We start from the raw sequence: 22,988 nt of genomic DNA, 5'->3' as shown, positions 1-22,988 counted from the left end.
GCTCATGTGAACGGCCCGGGTGGGGCAGACTGCGCCCGTGAGCGCCTTCCTGTGGATCACCGTCGTCTCGCTGGCCGCCTGGTGCTGGCTGCTGCTGTGCCAGGGCTTCTTCTGGCGCACGGACGTCCGGTTGCCGCTGCGCCGGGACCCGGAGGTGTGGCCGTCGGTCTGCGTGGTCGTACCGGCCCGCGACGAGGCCGCCGTACTGCCCGCGAGCCTGCCCTCGCTGCTCGCGCAGGACTATCCGGGGCGGGCCGAGGTCTTCCTGGTGGACGACGGCAGCACGGACGGCACCGGGGAGCTGGCCCGCGCGCTGTCGGAGCGGCACGGTGGGCTGCCGCTCACCGTGGGCTCGCCCGGCGAGCCGCCCCCGGGCTGGACGGGCAAGCTGTGGGCGGTGCGGCACGGCATCGCGCTGGCCCGCGCGCGCGAGCCGGAGTACCTGCTGCTGACGGACGCGGACATCGCGCACGCCCCGGACAGCCTGCGGGAACTGGTGGCGGCGGCCCATGGCGGCGGCTTCGACGTGGTCTCGCAGATGGCGCGGCTGCGGGTGGAGAGCCGCTGGGAGCGGCTGGTGGTCCCGGCGTTCGTGTACTTCTTCGCGCAGCTGTATCCCTTCCGGTGGATCGGCCGGCCGGGGTCGCGCACGGCGGCCGCGGCGGGCGGCTGTGTCCTGCTGCGCGCCGGCATGGCGGAGAAGGCGCGGATCCCGGACGCCATCCGGCACGCGGTCATCGACGACGTCGCCCTCGCCCGCGCGGTCAAGGGCGCGGGCGGGCGGGTCTGGCTGGGCCTCGCCGACCGGGTGGACAGCGTGCGGCCCTACCCGCGGCTGGGCGACCTGTGGCGGATGGTCTCGCGCAGCGCCTACGCCCAGCTGCGGCACAGCCCGCCGCTGCTGCTCGGCACGGTGGCCGGGCTCGCGCTGGTGTACCTGGTGCCGCCGGTGGCCGTGCTCGCGGGCGCGGCGGCGGGCAGCGGGCCGGTGGCCGGCGTCGGCGCGCTGGCGTGGGCGGTGATGGCGGGCACCTACCTGCCGATGCTGCGCTACTACCGGCAGCCGCTGTGGCTCGCCCCGCTGCTGCCGTACACCGCGTTCCTGTATCTGCTGATGACGGTCGACTCGGCGGTGCAGCACTACCGGGGGCGCGGGGCCGCCTGGAAGGGCCGTACGTACGCCCGTCCCGACGCGGTTCCCGACGAGGGCTGAGTCATTTGCGGCCGGGCGTCCAGTTCATGCCCCAGCCGTAGGCGCGGTCCACGGTCCGCTGCGGGCTCACCCCGCGCTCCGGTACGAGGTAGCGGGCCTCGCGCCGGACGACGAGATCGCCGCCCGTGTTGGTGATCAGGGCGAGCGCGCACACCGTGGAGGGGGCCGTGCACTCGTCCAGCGCGAAGTCGACGGGGGCGCCGTACTGCGGCTGGAGGGTGACGGTGGCGTGCAGTCCGGCGAAGGAGGACGCGCCCTCGTAGACGGTGACGAAGACGAGGACGCGGCGCAGGTCCGCCAGGTGGTCGAGGTTGACGGTGAGGTTCTCGCCGCTCGCCGCGGCGCCGGTGCGGTCGTCGCCGTCGAGATGGATGTACGGCGGCCGGTGCAGCGATCCGAAGGAGTTGCCGAGCGCCTGGACGACGCCCTTGCGGCCGTCGGCGAGTTCGTACAGGGCGCACAGGTCGAGGTCGAGGTCCGCGGACCCGCCGCCGCCCCAGCGCGCGCCCCAGCCCGAAAGCTGTTTGCGCATCTGCCAGTTGAGGTTCACCCGCAGGACGCCCGAGGTACCGCCCTGCTTCGCCAGCGAGACGGAGGGGGCGGCCTTGGTGAGGGTGACTTTCGCGAGGCGGACCGGGGGTGCGGCGGGCGCCGGGGGCGGCGGCACGTCGGTCACACGGGCCCAGGCGGGCGGGGGCGGCGCGTCGGCGAGGGAGGCCGGGGCGGGTGGGGGTGGTACGTCCGGCAGTGGGGCCGGCGCGGGTGAGGGTGGTACGACCGTCGGCGGGGCCGGTGCGGGTGAGGGTGCCGCGTGCTGCGGCTCGTCCACGGTGATGCCGAACTCCGTGGCGAGGCCCTCGAGTCCGCTGTCGTAGCCCTGGCCGACGGCGCGGAACCGCCAGCCGCCCTGGCGGCGGTAGAACTCGCCGAGCAGGAAGGCGGTCTCCACGGTCGCGCCCGGGCTGTCGAAGCGGGCGACGACCTGGCCGGATGCGGGGTCGGTCACCTCGATGTACAGGTCCGGGACCTGTCCGAACGTGCCGCCGTCCGCCGAGGCGGCGAGGACGATCCGCTCGATCGCGCCCTCCACCCGCGCCAGGTCCACGGTCAGGGTGTCCACGACGAGCGCGCCCTCGGTCCGCTTGCCCTCATGCCGCACCGCGCCCGAGGGATGGGCGGGCTGGTTGTAGAAGACGAAGTCCGCGTCGGTGCGGACCTTCCCCGCGGCGAGCAGCAGCGCGGAGGCGTCCGCGTCGGGCACTCCGGGCCCCTGGCGCCGCCCCAGCTCGACCCGCAGCGCGGTGGCCGGAACCGGTGTGTTCGAACCCTTCGCCATCGTCATGTCGACCCCCTCGCTCCCGTCCACGGTGTCCACGGACGTCCGGATCATCCCCGCATGCCCAAGCTATGCCCGGCCCCGCCGAACTCCCCTGGGCCGCGCGGGCAAAGACGCAGGAAGATCGCCGGTCGACCGCCGGTAACCCGGCCCAGAAGCCCGTTCCTTACATGATCTATACGTGAACCGCTGCCCTTTTTCGACAAGTTCGCTCTGATTGAGCATCCCCGGTCACCGCCGACACGGAAAACAACCCTCTTATCGGTCTCCCCAACCAGCACATCGTGGGCTTAACTTATGTGCCATGACCTCCCCCCGCTCCACCTATGGCGGCGGCTATTACTCCGCCTCCTTCCGGGACACTCCGATCTACGACTCCCTCGTGGCCGAGCGGGGAACCCCGCAGATCGCCCCGATCCGGGTCCCCGCCGCCTACGACATGGGCAGCCACCTGCCCGCCCTGCCGTCGGCCCTCCCCGCCCTGCCGGCCGCGCCCTCCCCGCAGCCCCAGGCTCCCGGCTACGGCTATCCCCAGCAGCCACAGCCCGCCCCGTTCCAGCAGGCGCCCACGGCGTACATCCCGCAGCAGGCGAGCGCCCCGCGCGGCTACCCCGGCCCGGGTGCCCCGCAGCAGCGCCCGATGCAGCCCGGCACCGGCTACGAGGCGATGCGCCCGGCCGCGCCCCGGCCCGTGCAGGCGCCGTACCAGGACCCGTACAACAACCCTCAGCAGCGGGGTTACTGATCGAAGCGCCCCCGCTGTCGGTGGCACCTGGCACGATGGCGACATGGAATTCGCCGCAGTGCAGTCGATCCATCTCTACCCGGTCAAGGCGTTCCAGGGCCTCGCGGCCGACGCGGCCGTGGTGGAGCCCTGGGGGCTGGCCGGAGACCGGCGCTGGGCACTGATCGACGCCGGGGGGAAGGTCGTCACCCAGCGGGAGCAGCCACGTCTCGCCCTGGCCGCCGCCGAGCCTCTGGCCGGCGGCGGTCTGCGTCTGTCGGCGGCCGGGCGATCGGCGATCACCATCGAGGTGCCGGAGCCCTCGGGCACCGTGCCGGTGAACATCTTCGGGCAGAAAATAGAGGCGGTGCCGGCCGCGGCGGCGGCGCACGCCTGGTGCAGCGCCTATCTCGACCGGGACGTGCGCCTGGTGCATCTGGACGACCCGGCCACCCGCCGGCCCGTCGACCCGGACTACGCGCTGCCGGGCGAGACGGTCAGCTTCGCGGACGGCTATCCCCTGCTCGTCACCACGTCGGCCTCGCTCGACGCCCTCAACTCCCTGATAGCCGAGGGCCGGCACGCCGCCGAGGGGCCGCTGCCCATGAACCGTTTCCGGCCCAGTGTCGTGGTCGGTGGCACCGAGGCGTGGGCGGAGGACGAATGGGCGCGCCTCTCCGTCGGCGAGGTCGTCTTCCGGGTTGCGCGCACCTGCGGGCGCTGTGTGGTGACCACCACCGACCAGGGCACCGCCGCGCGCGGCCGGGAGCCGCTGTACACACTGGCCCGGCATCGCAGATTCGGCGGGAGTCTCGTCTTCGGGCAGAACCTCGTTCCGCTCACGCGCGGGACCATCCGGGTCGGCGATCCGGTGCGGGTGCTGGAGCGGGGCGGGAGAACATCGGCCGGAGATCGGTAGATCGGGGAACCCCGGGGGCGTTCCCGGTCGTTGGGGTGACATGAGAAATGCGTGAGACGTCGCGGCCGTGACCGGCCGCGGGGGACGTGGGGGGTGGGGAGATGCGGGCAGTCACAGGTCTGTGGCGCTGGAGACGCAATCCGCTGTGCCGCGCGACCGATCTGGCCGAGGCGTGGGTGGCGCTGGTGGCGCTGGTGCTGATCACCGTGGTGGCGCCCTTGACGGGCGCGCTGGTCGGCTTCGTCGCCGAGGACTCGCTCCAGCGTGCCGCGCGGGTGGAACAGCACACCCACCATCCGGTCATGGCCACCGTGGTACGGCCGCTGGGCCGGGCCGCCGAGGGCGATCCCGACTCCACCGGCGCGCACGAGGCCCGCAGCCGCGTCCTCGCCGACTGGCCCGCGCCGGACGGCACCGCGCACCGCGGCCCGGTCCTCGCCGACCTCAAGTCCCCTCACGCCGGTGACCACTTCGGGCTCTGGACGGATCCGCAGGGCCGAATAACGACCCGCCCGCTGGACTCCGTCACGGCCACGGCCCATGCCGTCCTGGCCGGATTCGGCGCCGCTCTGCTGACCGCGGGCCTGGTCGAGACCGCCCGGCGGCTCATCGTCTGGCGTATGGTCCGCCGCCGGTACGCACGCTGGGAGCAGGCTTGGGACCGGGCGGGCCCGGACTGGGGCAAGGCGGGCACCGGCAGCTGACCGCGGGCGGGCTGTGGTCAACCCACCCCGGGCGCACACGCTACGGTGGACCGGCCGGAGCGCTTTCGGCGACAGGCCGCGGACGGGCGCACGTCAGGGACTCGCAGAGACGCGGGGACATGGCCGGGCGGGCCCAGGGGCCGGGCACACGCACGGACTCGGCAGCGCCGCCCGTACGGGGCGGCGGCCATCAGTACGACGAGGTGGGGGCACAGCAACGCCATGGCACAGGGCACGGTCCAGGTGACGCACACCGGTACCTCGCGGTGGCGGCGCCGCACGGGTGAGTACGCATCGCTCGCCGCCGCCCTGGAGGCCGCCGCCGACGGCGACGTCCTCACCATCGCTCCCGGCACCTACCGGGAGAACCTCGTGATCCAGCGGGCGGTGACGCTCCGCGGGCCGGACGGCTCGCCCGGCTCGGTGCGGATCGCGCCGGTGGACGGGGTACCGCTGACCGTGCGGGCCTCGGCCGTGGTGCACGACCTGCATGTGGAGGGCCAGGACGCGGCGGCGCCCGCGCTGCTGGTCGAGGAGGGCACGCCCGAGCTGATGGACATGCGGATCGTGACCCGCTCGGCCGTCGGGGTGGAGGTGCGCGGCGCGGCCCGTCCGACCGTGCGCCGGCTCACCGTGGACAACCCGGCCGGTATCGGTATCGCCGTACTCGACGGCGGCAGCGGGGTGTTCGAGGAGTGCGAGATCGTGGCGGCCGGACAGGCGGGCGTGGCGGTGCGCGGCGGCGGCCATCCGCGCCTGGACCGCTGCCGGGTGCACCACGCCTCGGGCACCGGGTTCAGCGTGACCGGGGAGAACTCCGCGCTGGAGGCGGTCGGTTGCGAGATCTACGAGGTGCGCGGCTCCGGGGTGCAGGTCAGCCAGCGAGCGACCGCGCAGCTGACCGACTGCGATGTGCACCGCACCACCGGCGACGGCGTCACGCTGGACACGGACGCGGTACTCACGCTGGAGGACTGCCGGATCCACGACATCCCGGAGAACGCGGTCGATCTGCGCTCGCGTTCGGTGCTCACGCTGACCCGCACGACGGTCCGGCAGTTCGGGCGCAACGGGCTGTCGGTGTGGGACCCGGGCACCCGGGTGGACGCCAACCAGTGCGAGATCTTCGACAGCACCGGTGACTATCCGGCGGTGTGGGTGAGCGACGGCGCCACCGCGGTGCTGGACTCCTGCCGGGTGCACGATGTGCCGGACGCGCTGTTCGTGCTGGACCGCGGTTCGCGGGTGGACGTGGTGGACAGCGATCTGTCCCAGGTGCGCAACACGGCCGTGTCGGTGAGCGACGGGGCGACCGCGCAGCTGGACGACTGCCGGATCCGGGACACGGCGACCGGCGCCTGGTTCCGGGACCACGGCAGCGGCGGCACCCTCAACAACTGCACCGTGGACGGCACCCAGACCGGTGTGATCGTCACCAAGGGCGCCGACCCGACCATCGAGCGCTGCACCGTCGACTCCCCCGCCGAGGCCGGCTTCTACGTCTCCGCGGGCGGCCGGGGCAGCTTCCTGAACTGCCGGGTCACCGGGAGCGGCGGCTACGGCTTCCATGTGATCGACGGCTGCCGCACCACGCTGCGCAAGTGCCGCACCGAGCGCTGTGCGCGCGGGGGTTACGAGTTCGCCGAGGGCGGCGCGGACGCCGGGTCGGGTTCGGGTCCGGTGGTGGAGGACTGCACCAGCGACGAGAGCGGCAGCCTCCGGTCCCCGGCGGCGCGGGAGACGGCCGTACAGACGGTGCACCACTCCCCCGGGCTGCTCGGCTCGATCCCCGGGCAGCGCAGCACCGAGCAGGAGCCGTCGGTCACCGCCGCGGAGCCGGTGGAGCCGGCGCGTACGTCGAAGGACGTGCTCGGTGAACTCGACGCGCTGGTCGGCCTGGAGAGCGTCAAGCGCGAGGTACGGGCGCTGACCGACATGATCGAGGTGGGCCGGCGCCGGCAGCGGGCGGGGCTGAAGGCCGCGTCCGTCAAGCGGCATCTGGTCTTCACCGGTTCCCCCGGCACCGGCAAGACGACGGTCGCCCGGCTCTACGGCGAGATCCTCGCCTCCCTCGGTGTGCTGGACAAGGGCCATCTGGTCGAGGTGTCCCGGGTCGACCTGGTCGGCGAGCACATCGGCTCCACCGCGATCCGTACTCAGGAGGCGTTCCAACGGGCGCGCGGCGGGGTGCTGTTCATCGACGAGGCGTACGCGCTCTCGCCGGAGGACGCCGGGCGTGACTTCGGCAAGGAGGCCATCGACACGCTGGTGAAGCTGATGGAGGACCAGCGGGACGCGGTGGTGGTGATCGTCGCCGGGTACACGGCGGAGATGGAGCGCTTCCTGTCCGTCAACCCCGGGGTGGCGTCCCGGTTCTCCCGCACCATCACCTTCGGCGACTACGGCCCCGAGGAGCTGCTGCGGATCGTGGAGCAGCAGGCCGACGAGCACGAGTACCGGCTCGCTCCCGGCACCGCCGAGGCCCTGGCCGCCTACTTCACCACCCTCCCGAAAGGTCCCGCCTTCGGCAACGGCCGCACCGCCCGCCAGACCTTCGAGGCCATGGTCGAACGCCACGCGAGCCGGGTCGCCCAGCTGCCCGACCCGACCACCGACGATCTGACCCTGCTGTATCCGGAGGACCTGCCGGGCCAGCAGCCCTGAGCAGCGCCGTAGCCGGGCGGGGGCATCAGGTCGCCGACTCCCCGCGTGGAGCCGGGAGTTCGGTGTGCAGGCGGGTCAGCAGGTCCGCCCGTACCTGCGCGAAGGCCGGGTCGCTCTGGTAGCAGGAGTGGCCCAGGATCGGCGTGGGGAGCGGGTGCTCGGGGGTGCGTCCGTAGGTGAGGGGGTCTCGCAACGGCGGCCGGTCGACGGGTGGTTGGTCGTCGACGGGCAGCCGGACCGGGCCGCCGATCGGGTCGGTGCGGCGGTAGAGGTTGTGCCAGCACGCCATGTCCCGGTGCAGCCCGGCGAGCGCCGCGGGCCCGAAGTGGGCCGGGAACCAGCGGCCGTACAAGCGCTCCAGCGGTGAGCCGTACGTCAGCAGCGCGATCCGCGCCCGGGTGGCCGGCGTCAGCTGCCAGGCCGCCGCCGCGGCGAGCACACTGCCCTGGGAGTGACCGGAGAGCACCAGCCGGCCCCCGGTCGCCTCGGTCCAGGTCGCCATCCGCCAGGTCAGGTCGGGCACCGCGCGCTCGGCGTAGCACGGGGGTGCGAAGGGGTGTGCGGCGCGCGGCCAGAAGGTGCCGACATCCCACAGGATGCCGACGGTGCGCCGGGCGCCGCGGTCCTTGTAGGCGCGCCGACCCCAGGTGACGAACAACAGGAAGCCGAGCCCGACCAGCCATGAGCCAAGGCCCTGGGAGATCCCGGCGGCGATCTGTACGACCGCCGCGGTGCCGCCCGCCGCGCCGTCCGGCGACCGCCCGCTGACCAGGGCCCCGGCCAGCGCCACGCCGCCGAGCACCAGGGCGGCGGCGGAGAGCACGGTGAGGACGAGCGGGGCGCGGTCGGTGAGGGCGGCCATGGCCCGGGCGTGGGCGATGGCACGAGTACGGGCCGGGTCCTCGGCCTCCCCGGGATGCTCCCGGCGTACGCGGTCGCGTTCGACACGGGCGAGCCGCGCGGTCCCGGCGGCGAGCCGCACGGCCACCCCCAGCAGCACCGCGAGCAGCGGCGGAATCATGGACGCCTGCCAGATCAACACCACCGACGGCCCGGAAATGGCACCCCCGGCCCCATCCAGCCAGTCCGCCACCCGCTGCGCGACCCCACCGGACATCACCCCACCCAACACACAACCGACCAACGCGGCAGCGGGTCCACCGAGACCGTGGGTGCTGGGGGTGGGGCGGGGGTGAGAGGTGGGACGGGGGTCGGGTCCGGGGCCAGGTCCGGCGCTGAGGTCAAGGGCTAGGGTCTGTTGCGAAAGTGGATCTTGTTCGTTGATGATCACCTTTCGTGGGACGTGGGGATCTGACGAACGGCCAGTGGGCCCGGCTTGAGCCGTTGCTGCCGCAAGGCATCAAGCCGGGTCGTCCGCAGGTGTGGACGCGGCGGCAGCTGATAGACGGCATACGGTGGCGGACCCGGACCGGTGCCCCATGGCGTGACGTGCCCGAACGCTACGGGCCGTGGGACCGGGTTTATGACCTGTTCCGGCGCTGGCAGCGGGACGGCACCTGGGCGAGGATCCTCACCCAGCTCCAGGCCGAGGCCGATGCGGAGGGCCTGGTCACCTGGGACGTGAACGTCGACTCCACCGTCTGCCGGGCTCACCAGCACGCTGCCGGCGCGGTGAAAAGGGGGATCTCCAGAAGGAACCGCCCGGCGGGATCTTCGTCGAGCCGGCCGACCACGGTCTCGGACGATCCCGCGGCGGGCTGACCAGCAAAATCCACCTCGCGGTCGAGCAGGGGCAGAAGCCCTTGTCCGTCGTGATCACGGCTGGACAGCGGGGCGATTCCCCGCAGTTCGAAGCGGTCCTGGAAGCCATCCGGGTTCCGAGGCTGGGACTCGGCAGGCCGCGCAAGAGGCCGGACCGGGTGCGGGCCGACAAGGCGTACGACTCCCGCAGCAACCGCTCCTACCTGCGCAGACGCGGCATCAAAGCCACCATCCCAGTCCCTGCGGACCGCGTCCGCAACCGCCTCAAGCGCGGCTCGCGCGGCGGGCGTCCACCGGCGTTCGACAAGGACGACTACAGGCAGCGGCACGCGGTCGAGTGCGGGATCAACCGGCTCAAACGCCACCGGGCCGTCGCCACTCGGTACGACAAACTCGCCGTCCGCTACGAAGCGACAGTGCTGGTCGCAGCCATCAACGAGTGGCTTTGACCAGCACTTTCACAACACGCCCTAGGTCGGGGTCGGAGCGGGAGCTGGGGTCGGGGCCAAGGTCCGTGCCGGGACCGGGACCGAGGCCGGAGTCAGAGCGGGGGCTGAGGTCGGGGTCGGACGCTGGGTCGGAGCCAATGCCGAGGACCGGGCCCGAGCCGCGACCAAGGACCGAGGCGGGACCAGGGACCGAGGCGGGACCAAGGACCGAGGCGGAGTCGATGTCGGTCTCAGTGGTGGGAGCCGAGGGTGTCGCCCCGCTCCGGTACATCCCCCAGGCGACCAACCCGAGCAGGACGACCAGAGCCCCCTGCGCCAGCATCAGGCCGCCGAACGCCGGGGCCCCGGGGAGGCGGCCGGTCGAGTGCCAGTCGGGGCGGGACCAGCCGGTGTAGAGCGCGGTGAGGAGGAGCAGGGCGAGGGCGCCGAGCGGGAGCTGTCGGAGCAGGTGCGGGTCGAGCCGCTGGTCGACGCGGTGTTCGTCGCGGCCCCGGCGGCACACCGCGGCCACCGTCACGCCCGCCCCGGCCAGCAGACAGGCGGTCAGCAGCACGCCGAGGGTGTCCAGCGCGCCAGGGCCGCCGGGCCGGTGGTCGAAGCGGAGCGCAGGCGTGGCGAGGGCGGCGGCGATCGTCAGCAGCCCGGCCGCCGTATGGGCTGCGCGCAGCCGGGCCACCAGTCGGCGCCCGTACCAGAAGCCGGGCCGTGCCAGGGCGCTGTCGTCGGGGTCCGGCGCCGGGCCCTGGACCAGCGGCCGGTGGGACTCGTACGCGCTCCAGGTGCGGTGCGACAGATACCAGAGCAGGAGGATCAGTCCGCCCGGCACCAGCGCCGCGAGCGCGAGCCGCCGTCCCGGCTGGGCCCACCAGCCGCCGGACGTGCCGAGCAGTTCCGTCCACCGGCGTACGCCGGGACCCTGGGCCGCGTCCGGGGTGAGGAAGGCCAGCCAGAAATGGCGCCGGGCGCAGTCGCGGGCGCCGGCGCACTGCCAGGCCACCAGGTCGAGGGCCACCTCGCACGCGGCGGCCACCAGCAGCACCGTGAGGGTGAGGGCGATGAGCCGCACCAGCAGGCCGTAGAGGCGGACGGCACGCGGCCGGGCCGGCGCGGCGGGGCGCATCCAGTGCGCGAGGTTGACCACCATGAACGGCAGCAGCAACAGCCACAGGGCGCGGCCCGCGTCACCGGAGGTGAGGTTGCACCAGACGTACGCCTCCTGCACCGGCCCGCCCCCGCCGCGCGCCCCTGGTCCACCCCGAGGCCCCGCTCCGGCGCCGGAGACGTCCTCGGAGACATCCTCGGCGCGCCGGAAGACCGCCGCCGTGTCGTCCCCCGCGACCCGCACGGTGCGCGCGTCGCCCAGCATCTCCTCCGGGGTCGTACCGCCGACCCCGTGCACCAGTAACTCGAGATCGACCGGCTCGGGCGCGCGGCCCCCGGCCGGCTGTCCGCTGGGGCGTTCCTGAGCGCGTTCCACACTTCCCCCGTGACGCCGTACGGCCTGTGTCCGTGCGCGCTTCAGGATGTCCGTTTCCGGCCCGCTGCACACCGCTCGTCACAGAATCTCCCCGATCGCCGCGCCACCACCCGGGGCCCCCGACCGCCCGCCAGCGTGGCACCGGGCGGTGGCGCACCCCGTACCGTCCCGTGAAAAGATGAGAAGCCCGCGCACCTCCGGACGGACAAACGCACTGCTCGCAGGCGGATGCGCCGGGTGTGTCGAACGGTTGGCGGCGAAAGGACCGGAGCGTACGTGAGCGAGAATCAGCACCTCCTCGCCGAGCAGCGCCGTGCCCTGATCCTGGACGAGGTCCGGCGCCGCGGCGGTGCCCGGGTCAATGAACTGACCCGCAGGCTCGGGGTGTCGGACATGACCGTGCGCCGCGACCTGGACGCGCTGGCCCGGCAGGGCGTGCTGGAGAAGGTGCACGGCGGCGCGGTCCCCGTGGTCGAGGCGAGCACCCATGAGCCGGGCTTCGAGGCCAAGTCGGGCCTGGAGCTGTCGGCCAAGGAGGACATCGCGCGGGCCGCCGCCGCCCTGGTCACCCCCGGCACCGCGATCGCCCTGTCCGGCGGTACGACGACGTACGCGCTCGCACAGCATCTGCTGGAGGTGCCGGACCTGACCGTGGTGACGAACTCGGTGCGGGTCGCGGACGTCTTCCACGCGGCGCAGCGCATCTCGGGGCAGATCCAGGGCGCCGCCACGGTGGTGCTGACCGGCGGGGTGCGCACCCCGTCCGACTCGCTGGTGGGCCCGGTGGCGGACCAGGCGATCGCCGCGCTCCACTTCGATCTGCTCTTCCTCGGGGTGCACGGCATATCGGTCGAGGCGGGCCTGTCCACGCCGAACCTGGCGGAGGCCGAGACCAACCGCCGCCTGGTGCACTCGGCGCGGCGCGTGGTGGTGGTCGCCGACCACACCAAGTGGGGCACGGTGGGCCTGAGTTCGTTCGCCACGCTGGATCAGGTGGACACCCTGGTGACCGACTCGGGGCTGCCGCAGGAGGCACGCACCGAGGTCTCCGAGCGGCTGCGGCGGCTGATCGTGGCCGGGGAGCCGGACGTCGAGGACGCGGCAGGAAACGACGAGGAGGCCGACGGCGACAGCGCCGCGGAACCCGCCGACGGCGTCGAGGACAACTGACACCACGTCAACTACGCTGCGGCCACGGCCCGTCCGCACGGAAGAAGCCCAGCACTCGCCAACGCCCCACCTCCGTGCGGGACTTCATGAGGAGGTTGCCGCCATGGCCCAGCGTCTGCGTCCGGTCGGCCCGGACTTCGTCGACCGCGCGCCCGTACGGCTGGTGTTCGGCCGGGACATGAAAGCCGCCCCGGATCTGGTCTACCAGGCCCTCGCCGAGGACGTGGCGAGCATGCCGCAGTGGTTCTCGGCCGTGGCCCGCGCCCGGTCGACGGACGGCGGACGCGAGGTCCGGCTGCGCGGCGGCATCCGCTTCGAGGAGACCGTCCTGGCCGCCGAGAAGCCCGAGCTGTACACATACCGCGTCGATGTGACCAACATCCCGGGCGCCCGCGCCTGGGTCGAGGAATGGCGCCTGACCCCCGTCGGCACCGGCACCCGTGTCCGGGCGGTCTTCGCCCTCGACGGCATCGCCGCGTTCCGCCTCGGCTGCCGACTTGCCGCCCCGGGCGCGGGCCTCGCCATCCGGCAGGCGGCGGGGGCACTGGACCGACGGTTGTCCTGAGCCGACCGTTACGGCGACGGCGACAGCGACACGGAATCAGCGCGCCAGGCCTCCACCGGGTCGCGGACCGCTCAGTCGGGCCACACGCCGGTGGTCAGCAGCGTCTCGATCGCCGTCGTGTACGGCACGATGTCCAGGCCCTGCTCGGCGAGCCACTCGTCCGAGTAGTACTTGTCGAGGTACCGGTCGCCCGGGTCGCACAGCAGGGTGACGACGCTGCCGGTACGGCCCTCGGCCACCATCTCGGAGACGATCTTCAGCGCGCTCCACAGCCCGGTTCCGGTGGAGCCGCCCGCCTTGCGGCCGATGACCCCTTCCAGGGCCCGTACGGCGGCGACGCTGGCCGCGTCCGGGACCTTCATCATCCGGTCGATCGCGCCGGGCACGAAGCTCGGCTCCATGCGCGGCCGGCCGATGCCCTCGATCCGGGAACCGCAGTCGCAGGTGACGTCCGGGTCACCGCTCGTCCAGCCCTCGAAGAAACAGGAGTTGTCCGGGTCGGCGACGCAGATACGGGTGTCGTACTGCATGTAGTGCACATAGCGGGCGAGCGTCGCCGAGGTGCCGCCGGTGCCCGCCGTGGCGACGATCCACGCCGGCTCCGGGAACCGCTCCAACTCCAGCTGGCGGAAGATCGATTCGGCGATGTTGTTGTTGCCGCGCCAGTCGGTGGCCCGCTCGGCGTAGGTGAACTGGTCCATGTAGTGGCCGCCGGTCTCCACCGCGAGGCGGGCGGACTCCTCGTACATCTTCCGAGAGTCGTCCACGAAGTGGCAGCGACCGCCGTGGAACTCGATGAGGCGGCACTTCTCGGCGCTGGTCGTGCGCGGCATGACCGCGATGAAGGGCACCCCGATCAGCTTGGCGAAGTACGCCTCGGAGACGGCGGTGGAGCCGCTGGACGCCTCGATCACCGGGCGGCCGGGGCGGATCCAGCCATTGCAGAGGCCGTAGAGGAACAGCGAGCGGGCGAGGCGGTGCTTGAGGCTGCCGGTGGGGTGCGTCGACTCGTCCTTGAGATAGAGGTCGATACCCCAGCGCTCGGGCAGCGGAAAGCGCAGCAGGTGGGTGTCGGCCGAGCGGTTGGCATCGGCCTGCACCTTGCGGACGGCCTCTTTCAGCCAGTCCCGATAGGCGGGGTCGGTACGGTCGACATCGAGGGTGGCGCCGGTCCTGGCCTGGTGGGTGATGCTCACGTCGGTGCTCCTTACGCTCTGCGCCGACGGCGCCTCGGGCGGGCCGGCACTTTCGAGCATAGGCATCTTTCAGACCGCTTCCCACCTGCATAAACGCATCTTTGGGCGGCCCAAAGAGACCCTGGGGCACAGGCGTACGAGACGGACGGGCGCGCCGCCGCGTGTGCTCCGGGCCGCTGCCGTGCGCGCCCCCGCGCGCACTGGTGCTCCGCCCCGTGGCGCGGCAGACTGCACGCGTCGGGACAAACGTCCCGTACGCGGACGGGGGCGCACACCGGAACACGGGAACACGCGCACAAGGGGGCGGCGAGGGATGGCGGAGCCGGAGTTCACGGCCAAGGGCGTGCGGATCGGGAAACGCATGCGCTCGCTCACCCGGGCCGGACAGGTCCGGATCAATGACGGCAGGGTGGAGTTGCTCAACAGTTACGGCAGCGAGATCGACAGCGCGCCGGTGCAGGCGGTGCGCGCCTCCAAGCCGTGGTTCGCCCCGGACGACAAGGCGCTGGCCGACATCAACGGCCAGCGGTACCTGTTGACCCTGGCCGACCAGGACCCCGCCCCGGGCGAGCCGGGCACCCCCGCTGCCCGCCGCTTCATCGAGGCGGTCCGCCGGGCCGCCGGCCGCGGCGGCTGAAGAGGGGCCGAAGCCTGCGGCGGGGCTCGGGCGGCGTGGGGCGGCGTGCGGCAGGAAGCGCGCGGCATGGCAGGTCGGGGAGACACGTACGTCGTCGGTGCGGCGCGTCGTTCGGGGCGGCACCCGGTGCCCCGGCGCGGAGGAGCGCGATATTCCGCCAAAGAAGCGCGCTATTCGGTGCGCACCTCACGACCTCCCACGGCACTCGGTGCCCGCTCGGCACGCGATGTCCGGACGGCGTAAGGGGTCGGATCGGCGCGCGCTGTCCGGACGGCATCCGATGTCGGGTCGGCACGCGGTGCCCGCAGGCCGGGCGGCACCAATCCGCCGCGGGGCACGCGGTGTTCGGGCGATCGGCAGGCGTCGGACACCGGCGAACAGGGCACCGGAATTCACCACCCGTATCCATCCGGGCGCGATGAGTTGCGTCACTGCGCCCCCTGCGCCACGCTGGTCTCACGTCACTCTGGGTTTACCGGCGATAACGCTGCGAACCAGCCCGCCGGCCACCGACAGCAGGGGGCCGCTTTCCCGGGGCCGGGGGGCCTGCTGGATCCGTTGTTCTCCGTGTTTTCCGGTTCCGTTCCGGACCTCACATCGGGGAGTCGCAGCCGTGATCAGTCACCCAAGCAGGCACTGCACGGTGGAGCTCCAAGCCCTGCCGTCGCGGATCGGCCAGGTCCGCAGAATCGTATCTGCGCAATTGCGCTACTGGCATCTGGACCCGTTGATAGACCGAGCCGCGCTCGGTGTGACGGAGCTGCTCAGCAACGTCCACCGACACGCCAGGCCCGACAAGTCGTGCACCGTCGAGCTGGAGCTGCGCCCGGACCGGCTCACCGTGTCGGTACGTGACCATGATCCGCGACTGCCGGTACCGGCCGAGGACGCGGACATGGACGCGGAGGGCGGCACACCGCTCGCCACCTGCGGGCGGGGCCTCGCCATGGTCGCCGCGGTCAGCGAGAGCTGGGGCGCGCGGCCGGACGGCGACAACGGCAAGGTCGTCTGGTTCACCCTGCCCGCGACGCCCGGCCTTGCGACCCGTGTGCCGTGCCGCACCCCGGAACACCAGCCGATGCCCGCCCCGGTCGCGGCGGGCGTCGTCAGTACGGCGGCTCCCGCCAGTTCGCCCCGCGCACCGGTCCCGGCGGCGGTCACGACCGCCCCCGGCGGGCAGGAACTGGCCGCCACCCACCCGGTCGCGGCGGGCGCGGGCTGAACCGGACCGGTGGGCGGGCGTACGGCGGCATGAGTGCCCGGCGAGCGGCGACGAACCGCTCGCCGGGCACTCGCACGCCCACGGAACGAGTGTTTCGGCGTCCACCAGCACCTCTGTATCTACCAGTATGTACACTGACCCCATGAGCACCTCCGAACGACTCATCGAGTCGACCCGCGACCTGCTCTGGGAGCGCGGCTACGTGGGCACCAGCCCCAAGGCGATCCTGGAGCGCGCGGGCGCGGGCCAGGGCAGCATGTACCACCACTTCAAGGGCAAGCCGGACCTCGCGCTGGCGGCGATCCGGCGCACCGCCGAGCAGCTGCGGGCAGCGGCCGAACGCTCCCTGGAGGGCCCGGGCACACCGTACGAGCGCATCGAGGCATATCTGCGCCGCGAGCGCGAGGTGCTGCGCGGCTGCCCGGTCGGGCGGCTGACCATGGACCCGGACGTGATCGCCAGTGACGAGCTGCGCGCCCCGGTGACTGAGACGCTCGCCGCGATCCGGGAGCGGCTCGCGGAGATCGTCGAAGAGGGCAAGCGGCAGGGGCAGTTCGCGCCGGAGCTGGACGCCGAGCGGACCGCCGCGACGATTCTCGCCACCGTGCAGGGCGGCTATGTGCTGGCCCGCGCCGCCGGTTCCCCCGCCGCCTTCGACGCCGCCGTCGACGGGCTGCTCGCTCTCCTCGCGCCCCGCACCGCCTGAGGCCTGAGCAATCCTGAGGAAAGGGGCCACTTGATGCATGCCATGCAGTACGAGGTGACGCTGCCCGCGGACTACGACACGGGCATCATCCGCGCCCGCGTCGACCGCCTCGGGCATCTGCTGGACGACTGGGAGGGGCTCGGCCTCAAGGCGTATCTGCTGCGGGAACGCGGTGTGCACGGCTCGCCGGTCAACCAGTACGCGCCGTTCTATCTGTGGCGCACGGTCGAGGGCATGAACCGCTTCCTGTGGGGCGGCGGATTCCAGCGCCTGGCCGAGGACTTCGGACGTCCGGCCGTACGCCAGTGGACGGGGCTCGGTTACGCCGAGGGCACCGGCACCCGTGCCGCGTTCGCCGTGCGGCACAGGCAACCGGTCCCGGAGGGCGCTGACTTGTCGTCCCTGATGGAGGAAGCGGCGGGCGCGGCCGAGCGGTTGGCCGCCGAGGACGGTGCCGTACTGGCCGCGACGGCCGCCGACCCGCACCGCTGGGAGCTGGTCCACTTCTCCCTCTGGGAGCACGACACCCCCAAGGCCGAGGGCGACCTCTACCAGGTGCTGCATCTGTCCGCCCCCGGCCGCGACCGGCTCCCGCGCGGGCGGCACTGGTGATCCGTACGGTCCTCGGTGACATCCGCCCGCAGGAGCTGGGGGTGTGCGACGCGCACGACCATCTCTTCCTGCGCAGCAGGCAGTTGCCGGGCAGGGAACTGGACGACGTCGCCGCCGCCCGGGCCGAACTGGAGGCGTTCCGGACGGTGGGCGGTGCCGCCGTCGTGCAGTGGACACCGCACGGCATGGGCCGCCGCGCGGCCGACCTCGCGACCCTGTCCCGGGCCACCGGGGTGCATCTGGTCTGCGCGACGGGACTGCATCAAGCCCCGCATGTGGCACCGGAGTTGCTGGAGGGACTGCGCGGCCGGCTGGCCGAGGTCTTCGTCACCGAGCTGACCGAGGGCATCGGTACGAGCGGTGTGCGGGCCGGGCTGATCAAGGTGGCGGGCGGCTTCCACACGCTCGACGCGCACGCCCGCTGGACCATGACGGCGGCCGCCGAGGCGCACCACGCGACCGGCGCGCCCATCGCCGTCCACCTGGAGCTGGGCACCGGCGCCCTCGACGTACTCGACCTGCTCTGCGGTGAGTTGGGCGTGCCCGGCGACCGGGTGATCCTCGGCCATCTGAACCGCTTCCCCGATCCGGTGACACAGCGGCAGGCCGCCGCCGCCGGCTGCTGGCTCGCCTTCGACGGCCCCTCGCGCACTCATCACGCCACCGACTGGCAGATGCCGGCCGGCACCCGCGCCCTCGCGGAGGCCGGCTTCGGCGACCGGCTGCTGCTCGGCGGCGACACGGTGACCGCCGGGGCGCGCTCGGTCGACGGCGGCCCGGGTATGCCGTACCTGCTGCGGCGCCTGCGCCCGCGCCTGGCGGCGGAGTTGGGCACGGAACTGGTCGACCGGATCCTCACCGAGCACCCGGGGAAGGCGTTCTCCGTCGACTGGGCGTGACGGTCCGGGCATCATGTCCGGCATGACGTCAGCGCACCACGAGCGGATCACCGTCGCCGCGTACGGGAACGGGCCGGGCCGGCCGCGTCCGATGGCGGCCGCACGCGCTTGACCGCGGGAACGCGGCGTCGACCGGATGCCGTTCGGGCCCGAGGGGATCGGCTGGGGGCTCGTCTGCGGGATCGGCGCCGCCGGCCACCGGCACGGCTGGTACGACGTCCGGGTGCGCGCCGACGCCCTGTGGCGGCTCGGGCTGCACCCCGGCCGGCCGACGGCCCGGGTCAACAGGACGTCCCCGCCCGGCTGGTGGCATGCCGCGGCCGAGCGGCGAGGATGACTCCCGCGGCCGAGGTGTTCAGCGCAGTGCGGCCAGCGGGTCGTCCAGGACCGGCTGCCAGGCCAGTTCGGCGGCGCCGACCAGGCTGTTGTGGTCGAGGGTGCACGGCAGGATCGGGACGCCGCCGCTCTGGCCCCACAGGCTGCGGTCGGCGACCACCGCGCGCAACCGGCTCGGATCGGCGTCCAGCAGGGTGCGGTGGAGTCCGCCGAGGATGATCCGGTCGGGGTTGAGGATGTTGACGAGACCGGCGAGTCCGAGGCCCAGCCGGTCGATCAGAGCCTCGGCGGCACGGCGCACGGCGGGGTCGTCGTACTGGGCGCGCAGCAGATCGTCGGCCTGCTTCAGGAGCGAGTCCTCGGGGCCCGGTTCGCGGCCGGCCTCCACGAGCAGCGCCAGCGGGTCGGCCTCGACGTCCAGGCAGCCCCGGCCGCCGCAGTGACAGGGGCGGCCCTCGGGGTTGACGGTGAGGTGCCCGACCTCCAGGGCCAGCCCCGAACTGCCGGTGTGCAGACGGCCGTCGAGGACGAGCGCGCCGCCGACGCCCCGGTGCCCGGTGGCCACGCACAGCAGATCGCGGGCGCCCCGGCCCGCGCCGTGCCGGTGTTCGGCGAGCGCCGCGAGGTTGACGTCATTGCCGGTGAACGCGGGTCCCGGAATGCCCGCCGCGCGCACGCACTCCTCGAACAGCCGGCGGACCGGCGCCCCGACGGGCCAGGCGAGGTGCAGGGGGTTGAGCGCGAGGCCCTCGGGCTGGGCGACGGCGGACGGCACGGCGAGCCCGGCGCCGACACAGCGGCGGCCGGTGGTGCGCAGCAGTTCCGCGCCCGCCTCGACCACCGAGCCGAGCACCTTCGCCGGGTCGGCGGCGACGGTCTCGCAGCCGGGCGCGGTGGCCACGATCCGGCCGCCGAGGCCGACCAGCGCGGCCCGGAAACCGTCGGCGTGCACCTGCGCGGCCAGGGCGACCGGGCCTTCCTCGGCGACATCGAGCCGGTGCGAGGGGCGGCCCTGGGAGCCGGCCGCGGCGGCGGGGCGGGCGTCCACCCGGATCAGGCCGAGGGCCTCCAGTTCGGCGGCGACCGCACCGGCCGTGGCCCGGGTGACGCCGAGTTCGGCGGTGAGCACGGCCCGGGTCGGCGCCCGTCCGGTGTGCACCAGTTCAAGGGCGGGCCCGAGCGCGCTCCGGCCCCGGTCCAGCCGCGCCCTCGTGGTGGTCCTCTCCCCCGCCGCCCGGGGTTCCGCCTTGCCGCTCATGAGGGCGAGTCTCCCATGATCCGCATCGCCCGTGGCCCGCGCCGCCGTCACAGCCCGCTCACCCGCAGCGTGATGTTCAGCCGCCCGGCCAGCCCCAGCCAGGGCGGTGCCGTGCCCGGGTGGACCCGGGGCACCCCGTGGTAGGCGGCGCGGGCGGGGCCGCCGAAGACGAACAGGTCGCCGCTGCGCAGCTCGACGTCGTTGTACGGCCGGGTCCGCGTCTCGGTGTTGCCGAACCGGAAGACGCAGGTGTCGCCGAGGCTCAGCGAGACCACCGGGGCGTCGGCCCGTTCATCGCTGTCGCGGTGCATGCCCATATGGGCGGCGCCGTCGTAGAAGTTGATCAGCGCGATGTCGTACGGCGGCGCGGGTACGGCCGCCGGTCCGAGCGCGTCGGCCACCGCGCGCCGGGCCACCTCGCCGAGCCATCCGGGGAAGGGCTTGACCGGGGCACCGTCGCCGTCGACGGCCTTGGGGGTGTACGCGTAGGGGTACTGATGGGGGCCGGGACACCCGGGGTTGTCCCGTACGGGCCGTCCGCAGGCGGGGCAGGCGCGTACGACGCCCCAGTGCAGGCCGAGGCAGACCTGGCGGGCGGTCATGGTGCCGCCCCCCGGGGTGCGCACGGTGCGCAGCCCGGCCGGGGGGCGTGCCCAGTCCCGGCAGGCGGCGAGGAGCTCACGCTGGCGCTCGGCCGGCAGCCAGTCCGGGACGTGCGCGGCGCCCGGCGCGAGCTGCGCGCGCTCCCGGGGGAACAGTTCCGCGTCCACGTACCCCATCCTGCCTCACGGGGCCCGCCGCCAGCTGAGGATCCAGCCCGCGGTCAGCGCCGCCGCACCGCCCGCCAGGGCGATCGCGCCACCCGTTCCGATGCCCTCGGCCACCGAGCCGAAGCAGGCCGGGCCGACCCCCTGGAGTGTCATGTTGCCGGAGCCGAGCAGTCCGAAGGCCTGGCCTTGGCCTTCCTGGGGCAAGGCGTCCAGGAAGGGCCGTTGCAGACCGAGGCCGTAGGCGAAGCCGGAGCCGGTGAGCAACAGCAGAGCGCACGAGAGGCCCACACCGGGCTCGGCGGCGAAGCCGATCAGCGGCAGTCCCATCAGGACGACCAGCGGCACGACCAGCCGCTCCCGGGTGGGCGGCCGCAGCAGCCGCCCCACCAGCAGGTCGCCGATCAGCATGCCGACCGGCAGACAGCCCATCAGCACCGCGTACCAGCCGGGCGCGAAGTGCCGTCCGCCCGCGTAGGCGACGATCAGTCCCTCCGCGCCCGCCACGAACGCCGACGGCAGCCACTGGGCCAGCATCAGACGTCGTACCGTACGAGCGCGCAGCAGCAGTCCGGCGCCGCGCAGGCTGGCCCGGACGGCCCCGCCGTCGCCCCGCGCGCGGCCGGAGGTGCCTTCGGACACTCCCGGCTCCAGCCGGGGCAGCCGCAGACGGACGGCGAGCGCGCAGCCGAGGTAGAGGGCGGCGCTCACCGCGAGCGCCCGGTGGGCGCCGAGCACCGCGACGGCGGCGCCGCCCAGCGCCAGGCCGAAGAGCTGCGCGCCGGAGGAGGCCATGTTGTTCAGTGAGCGGCCCAGGACATAGGCGTCGCCTTCAAGCCACCGCGCGACCAGCCGGCTCGACGCGCCGCTGAACAGCGGGGTGGCGAGGGCGATCAGGGCCACGATGCCGAGACTCGCCGCGATCGGCATCCGCACCAGGGCGAGCAGCACGGCGGCGGCGCACTCCAGGGCGTAGCCGCCGGCGATGAGCGCGCGGGGCGGCAACCGGTCGGCCAGGGAGCCGAACAGCAGCGAGCCGAACAGCTGCGGCAGAAAGCTGATGCCGAAGGCCAGCGCGCTGAACAGCGCGGAGCCGGTGGCCGTGAAGACGAGCACCGAGAACGTGGTGATCCGCAGCGAGTCCGCGGTGATCGCGACGGTACGGGTCGTGAAGAGCAGCCGGAAGCGCGGCTCGGCCAGCACTTCACGGTAGGTGGCTCGATGGTCGCCCTGGACGGGTTCGGCGGTTGTGGTCACGCCGGACAGCTTCCGCGTACGTCCCCTGTGGGCTCCAATGATTCGTCCCTGCACGAATCGAAGCGGGCGCCTGGCGATAACGTGACGGGGTGCTCCGCTTCGAAGTCTCCGTCGAGGACCTGCTGCGCAGCCGGTTCGCGCTCTCGCCCGCGATGGAACTCTCCGCGCTGCTGCGCTCGCTCGCCGGCCGGAACCGGCCGCTGCCGCGCGCCTGGGCGGACCGGCTCCGGCCGGCCTTCGAACGGCTTCGCCGCGAGACCGAACTGGACGCCTTCCTCGCCCTGCACACCGAGCGTTCCGGCGCGGACTTCGTCGCCCCGCCGCCGCGCGGCCTCGGCCAGACCTGGGCGGACGACCTCGCCGCGATCCGGGCCACTCCCGCGGCCGCGGCCCGCCGCGAACTCGTCGCCGCCGCGGCCCGGCCGCTCGGCCGTGATCCCCGGGTGCGCGCGGTGCTGGACTCGGCGGACGCGGTCCCCCGGATCGCCGAGGCGATGGACCTTGCCTGGGGGGAACTGCTCGCGGCGGACTGGCCGCAGCTGCGCGCGATCTGCGAGCGCGATGTCGTGCACCGGGTGGGGGTGATCGGGGAACACGGCTGGGCCGCGGCCATCGAGAGCCTGCACCCGGGCATCGTCTGGCGCGCCGGCGGTATCGAGCTCGGGTTCTTCCCCCGGGGCGGCACGGTCCGGCTGGTCGGGGACGGGCTCCTGCTGATCCCCTCGGTCTGCGTCGGGCCGTCCGTCGCCGCCCACCTGGCGGACCCCTGGCCCAGGACCCTGGTCTATCCCGCTCGCGGCACCGCCGCCCTGTGGGACACGCCGGAGGCCGCGCCGGGACCGGACGCGCTGACCGCCCTGGTCGGCCGGGCCCGGGCCCGGCTGCTGGTGGCGCTGGACGCCCCGGCCAGCACCAGCCATCTCGCCCGGAGCCTCGCCATGGCGCCGGGCGCGGTGGGCGACCATCTCGCCGTCCTGCGGGCCGCGGGGCTGCTCGTCCGGGCGCGCTCCGGACGGTCGGTGCTCTACCGGCGCACCCCGCTCGGCGAGGCGCTGGTCGGCGGTTCGGGCTGAGTGTGCGGATCGGCGCCCCGCCGATACCGGTACGAGGCGATACCGGTGCGAGCAGAACACAAGCCGACAAGCAGTCGTTCTC

The 22,988-nt window shown here is 73.6% G+C and carries 20 protein-coding genes and 2 pseudogenes; 15 read left to right on the top strand and 7 right to left on the bottom strand.

Annotation, left to right across the window (positions count from 1 at the left end; translation table 11 throughout):
* The first annotated feature begins 19 nt into the window (after nt 1-19).
* Entirely contained in the window at nt 20-1,213 is a 1,194-nt protein-coding gene (locus HEP81_RS34150) for a glycosyltransferase (RefSeq protein ID WP_106979918.1), read from the top strand.
* A 1-nt stretch (nt 1,214) separates the two neighbouring features.
* Here HEP81_RS34150 and HEP81_RS34145 read toward each other — a convergent pair whose 3' ends face one another.
* Nucleotides 1,215-2,549: a TerD family protein gene (locus tag HEP81_RS34145; protein ID WP_037655934.1), complete on the bottom strand. Its 1,335-nt coding sequence runs from the start codon at nt 2,547-2,549 to the stop codon at nt 1,215-1,217.
* A gap of 304 nt (nt 2,550-2,853) precedes the next feature.
* Between HEP81_RS34145 and HEP81_RS34140 the strand changes: the two genes are divergently transcribed.
* The 4 genes from HEP81_RS34140 (at nt 2,854) to HEP81_RS34125 (ending at nt 7,560) form a co-directional block, all read left to right on the top strand.
* Complete coding sequence (locus HEP81_RS34140; protein ID WP_037655864.1) at nt 2,854-3,294, top strand: DUF6643 family protein; 441 nt, start codon at nt 2,854-2,856, stop codon at nt 3,292-3,294.
* Nucleotides 3,295-3,337: 43 nt separating this feature from the next.
* Nucleotides 3,338-4,192 carry an MOSC domain-containing protein gene (locus HEP81_RS34135; RefSeq protein ID WP_037655866.1) on the top strand — a complete coding sequence of 285 codons (855 nt, stop codon included), beginning with the start codon at nt 3,338-3,340 and terminating at the stop codon, nt 4,190-4,192.
* A 101-nt stretch (nt 4,193-4,293) separates the two neighbouring features.
* Nucleotides 4,294-4,896, top strand: coding sequence for an Rv1733c family protein (locus HEP81_RS34130; RefSeq protein ID WP_037655869.1), 603 nt, complete (start codon nt 4,294-4,296; stop codon nt 4,894-4,896).
* 222 nt (nt 4,897-5,118) lie between these two features.
* Complete coding sequence (locus HEP81_RS34125; RefSeq protein ID WP_037655871.1) at nt 5,119-7,560, top strand: right-handed parallel beta-helix repeat-containing protein; 2,442 nt, start codon at nt 5,119-5,121, stop codon at nt 7,558-7,560.
* A 25-nt stretch (nt 7,561-7,585) separates the two neighbouring features.
* Here HEP81_RS34125 and HEP81_RS34120 read toward each other — a convergent pair.
* A pseudogene (locus tag HEP81_RS34120) lies at nt 7,586-8,752 on the bottom strand (hypothetical protein); the annotation flags it as partial.
* A gap of 104 nt (nt 8,753-8,856) precedes the next feature.
* Between HEP81_RS34120 and HEP81_RS34115 the strand changes: the two are divergent.
* Nucleotides 8,857-9,731, top strand: a protein-coding gene (locus tag HEP81_RS34115) for an IS5 family transposase (protein WP_207748323.1) whose coding sequence is annotated in 2 segments (ribosomal slippage) — nt 8,857-9,250 and nt 9,250-9,731 — 876 coding nt in all. Because the reading frame shifts where the segments join, the coding sequence is not laid out codon by codon here.
* A 259-nt stretch (nt 9,732-9,990) separates the two neighbouring features.
* Here the strand turns inward: HEP81_RS34115 and HEP81_RS34110 are convergent.
* Nucleotides 9,991-11,208: pseudogene (locus tag HEP81_RS34110) on the bottom strand (hypothetical protein); the annotation flags it as partial.
* Nucleotides 11,209-11,484: 276 nt separating this feature from the next.
* Between HEP81_RS34110 and HEP81_RS34105 the strand changes: the two are divergent.
* A complete protein-coding gene (locus tag HEP81_RS34105) occupies nt 11,485-12,378 on the top strand; it encodes a DeoR/GlpR family DNA-binding transcription regulator (protein ID WP_037659449.1) in 894 nt (297 codons plus the stop codon).
* Between the two features lie 103 nt (nt 12,379-12,481).
* Nucleotides 12,482-12,943 carry an SRPBCC family protein gene (locus tag HEP81_RS34100; RefSeq protein WP_037659447.1) on the top strand — a complete coding sequence of 154 codons (462 nt, stop codon included), beginning with the start codon at nt 12,482-12,484 and terminating at the stop codon, nt 12,941-12,943.
* Between the two features lie 71 nt (nt 12,944-13,014).
* Here the strand turns inward: HEP81_RS34100 and cds1 are convergent, their stop codons facing one another.
* Nucleotides 13,015-14,139 (bottom strand): L-cysteine desulfhydrase Cds1, encoded by a 1,125-nt coding sequence (gene cds1, locus HEP81_RS34095; protein ID WP_037659446.1) that lies wholly within the window; start codon nt 14,137-14,139, stop codon nt 13,015-13,017.
* 313 nt (nt 14,140-14,452) lie between these two features.
* Here cds1 and HEP81_RS34090 point away from each other — a divergent pair, with 313 nt between their 5' ends.
* The 6 genes from HEP81_RS34090 to HEP81_RS34065 all read left to right on the top strand — a co-directional run bounded on the left by HEP81_RS34090 (nt 14,453) and on the right by HEP81_RS34065 (nt 18,552).
* On the top strand, nt 14,453-14,776 hold the full coding sequence (locus tag HEP81_RS34090; RefSeq protein WP_037659444.1) for a hypothetical protein: 324 nt from the start codon (nt 14,453-14,455) through the stop codon (nt 14,774-14,776).
* A 613-nt stretch (nt 14,777-15,389) separates the two neighbouring features.
* Nucleotides 15,390-15,998 (top strand): ATP-binding protein, encoded by a 609-nt coding sequence (locus tag HEP81_RS34085; protein ID WP_078967543.1) that lies wholly within the window; start codon nt 15,390-15,392, stop codon nt 15,996-15,998.
* Nucleotides 15,999-16,140: 142 nt separating this feature from the next.
* The gene (locus HEP81_RS34080) at nt 16,141-16,704 is read left to right on the top strand and encodes a TetR/AcrR family transcriptional regulator (protein WP_243279678.1); all 564 of its coding nucleotides are present in this window, start codon (nt 16,141-16,143) and stop codon (nt 16,702-16,704) included.
* 33 nt (nt 16,705-16,737) lie between these two features.
* Nucleotides 16,738-17,316: a DUF4865 family protein gene (locus tag HEP81_RS34075; RefSeq protein ID WP_037659441.1), complete on the top strand. Its 579-nt coding sequence runs from the start codon at nt 16,738-16,740 to the stop codon at nt 17,314-17,316.
* Nucleotides 17,313-18,215 (top strand): phosphotriesterase family protein, encoded by a 903-nt coding sequence (locus HEP81_RS34070; protein WP_375139817.1) that lies wholly within the window; start codon nt 17,313-17,315, stop codon nt 18,213-18,215. The genes HEP81_RS34075 and HEP81_RS34070 overlap by 4 nt, the downstream gene beginning before the upstream one ends.
* Before the next feature lie 136 nt (nt 18,216-18,351).
* A complete protein-coding gene (locus tag HEP81_RS34065; protein ID WP_037659435.1) occupies nt 18,352-18,552 on the top strand; it encodes a hypothetical protein in 201 nt (66 codons plus the stop codon).
* A gap of 18 nt (nt 18,553-18,570) precedes the next feature.
* On the opposite strand, the gene HEP81_RS34060 is transcribed toward HEP81_RS34065, so the two are convergent.
* From HEP81_RS34060 to HEP81_RS34050, 3 genes are read right to left on the bottom strand one after another with little or no spacing between them, the layout of a single operon-like run.
* Nucleotides 18,571-19,809 (bottom strand): ROK family protein, encoded by a 1,239-nt coding sequence (locus tag HEP81_RS34060; RefSeq protein ID WP_037659432.1) that lies wholly within the window; start codon nt 19,807-19,809, stop codon nt 18,571-18,573.
* A 47-nt stretch (nt 19,810-19,856) separates the two neighbouring features.
* Nucleotides 19,857-20,579 carry an alpha-ketoglutarate-dependent dioxygenase AlkB gene (locus HEP81_RS34055; protein WP_037659429.1) on the bottom strand — a complete coding sequence of 241 codons (723 nt, stop codon included), beginning with the start codon at nt 20,577-20,579 and terminating at the stop codon, nt 19,857-19,859.
* Nucleotides 20,580-20,594: 15 nt separating this feature from the next.
* Nucleotides 20,595-21,833 (bottom strand): MFS transporter, encoded by a 1,239-nt coding sequence (locus HEP81_RS34050; protein ID WP_037659425.1) that lies wholly within the window; start codon nt 21,831-21,833, stop codon nt 20,595-20,597.
* Nucleotides 21,834-21,922: 89 nt separating this feature from the next.
* On the opposite strand from HEP81_RS34050, the gene HEP81_RS34045 reads away from it, so the two are divergent.
* Nucleotides 21,923-22,906 (top strand): ArsR/SmtB family transcription factor, encoded by a 984-nt coding sequence (locus HEP81_RS34045; RefSeq protein ID WP_037659422.1) that lies wholly within the window; start codon nt 21,923-21,925, stop codon nt 22,904-22,906.
* Nucleotides 22,907-22,988 lie beyond the last annotated feature (82 nt).

It is taken from the genome of Streptomyces griseofuscus (assembly GCF_014673495.1).
GTDB lineage: Bacteria > Actinomycetota > Actinomycetes > Streptomycetales > Streptomycetaceae > Streptomyces > Streptomyces murinus.
Note: the sequence above shows the minus strand (reverse complement) of the source record. Positions and strands in the feature narration are given on the sequence as shown.

Bases quoted from the DNA above. Each gene is read 5' to 3' on its own strand.
- HEP81_RS34140 (WP_037655864.1), top strand. From the start codon at position 2,854: ATGACCTCCCCCCGCTCCACCTATGGCGGCGGCTATTACTCCGCCTCC.
- HEP81_RS34135 (WP_037655866.1), top strand. From the start codon at position 3,338: ATGGAATTCGCCGCAGTGCAGTCGATCCATCTCTACCCGGTCAAGGCG.
- HEP81_RS34080 (WP_243279678.1), top strand. From the start codon at position 16,141: ATGAGCACCTCCGAACGACTCATCGAGTCGACCCGCGACCTGCTCTGG.
- HEP81_RS34090 (WP_037659444.1), top strand. From the start codon at position 14,453: ATGGCGGAGCCGGAGTTCACGGCCAAGGGCGTGCGGATCGGGAAACGC.
- HEP81_RS34145 (WP_037655934.1), bottom strand. From the start codon at position 2,549: ATGGCGAAGGGTTCGAACACACCGGTTCCGGCCACCGCGCTGCGGGTC.
- HEP81_RS34075 (WP_037659441.1), top strand. From the start codon at position 16,738: ATGCATGCCATGCAGTACGAGGTGACGCTGCCCGCGGACTACGACACG.
- HEP81_RS34065 (WP_037659435.1), top strand. From the start codon at position 18,352: ATGCCGTTCGGGCCCGAGGGGATCGGCTGGGGGCTCGTCTGCGGGATC.
- HEP81_RS34130 (WP_037655869.1), top strand. From the start codon at position 4,294: ATGCGGGCAGTCACAGGTCTGTGGCGCTGGAGACGCAATCCGCTGTGC.
- HEP81_RS34125 (WP_037655871.1), top strand. From the start codon at position 5,119: ATGGCACAGGGCACGGTCCAGGTGACGCACACCGGTACCTCGCGGTGG.
- HEP81_RS34100 (WP_037659447.1), top strand. From the start codon at position 12,482: ATGGCCCAGCGTCTGCGTCCGGTCGGCCCGGACTTCGTCGACCGCGCG.
- HEP81_RS34060 (WP_037659432.1), bottom strand. From the start codon at position 19,809: ATGAGCGGCAAGGCGGAACCCCGGGCGGCGGGGGAGAGGACCACCACG.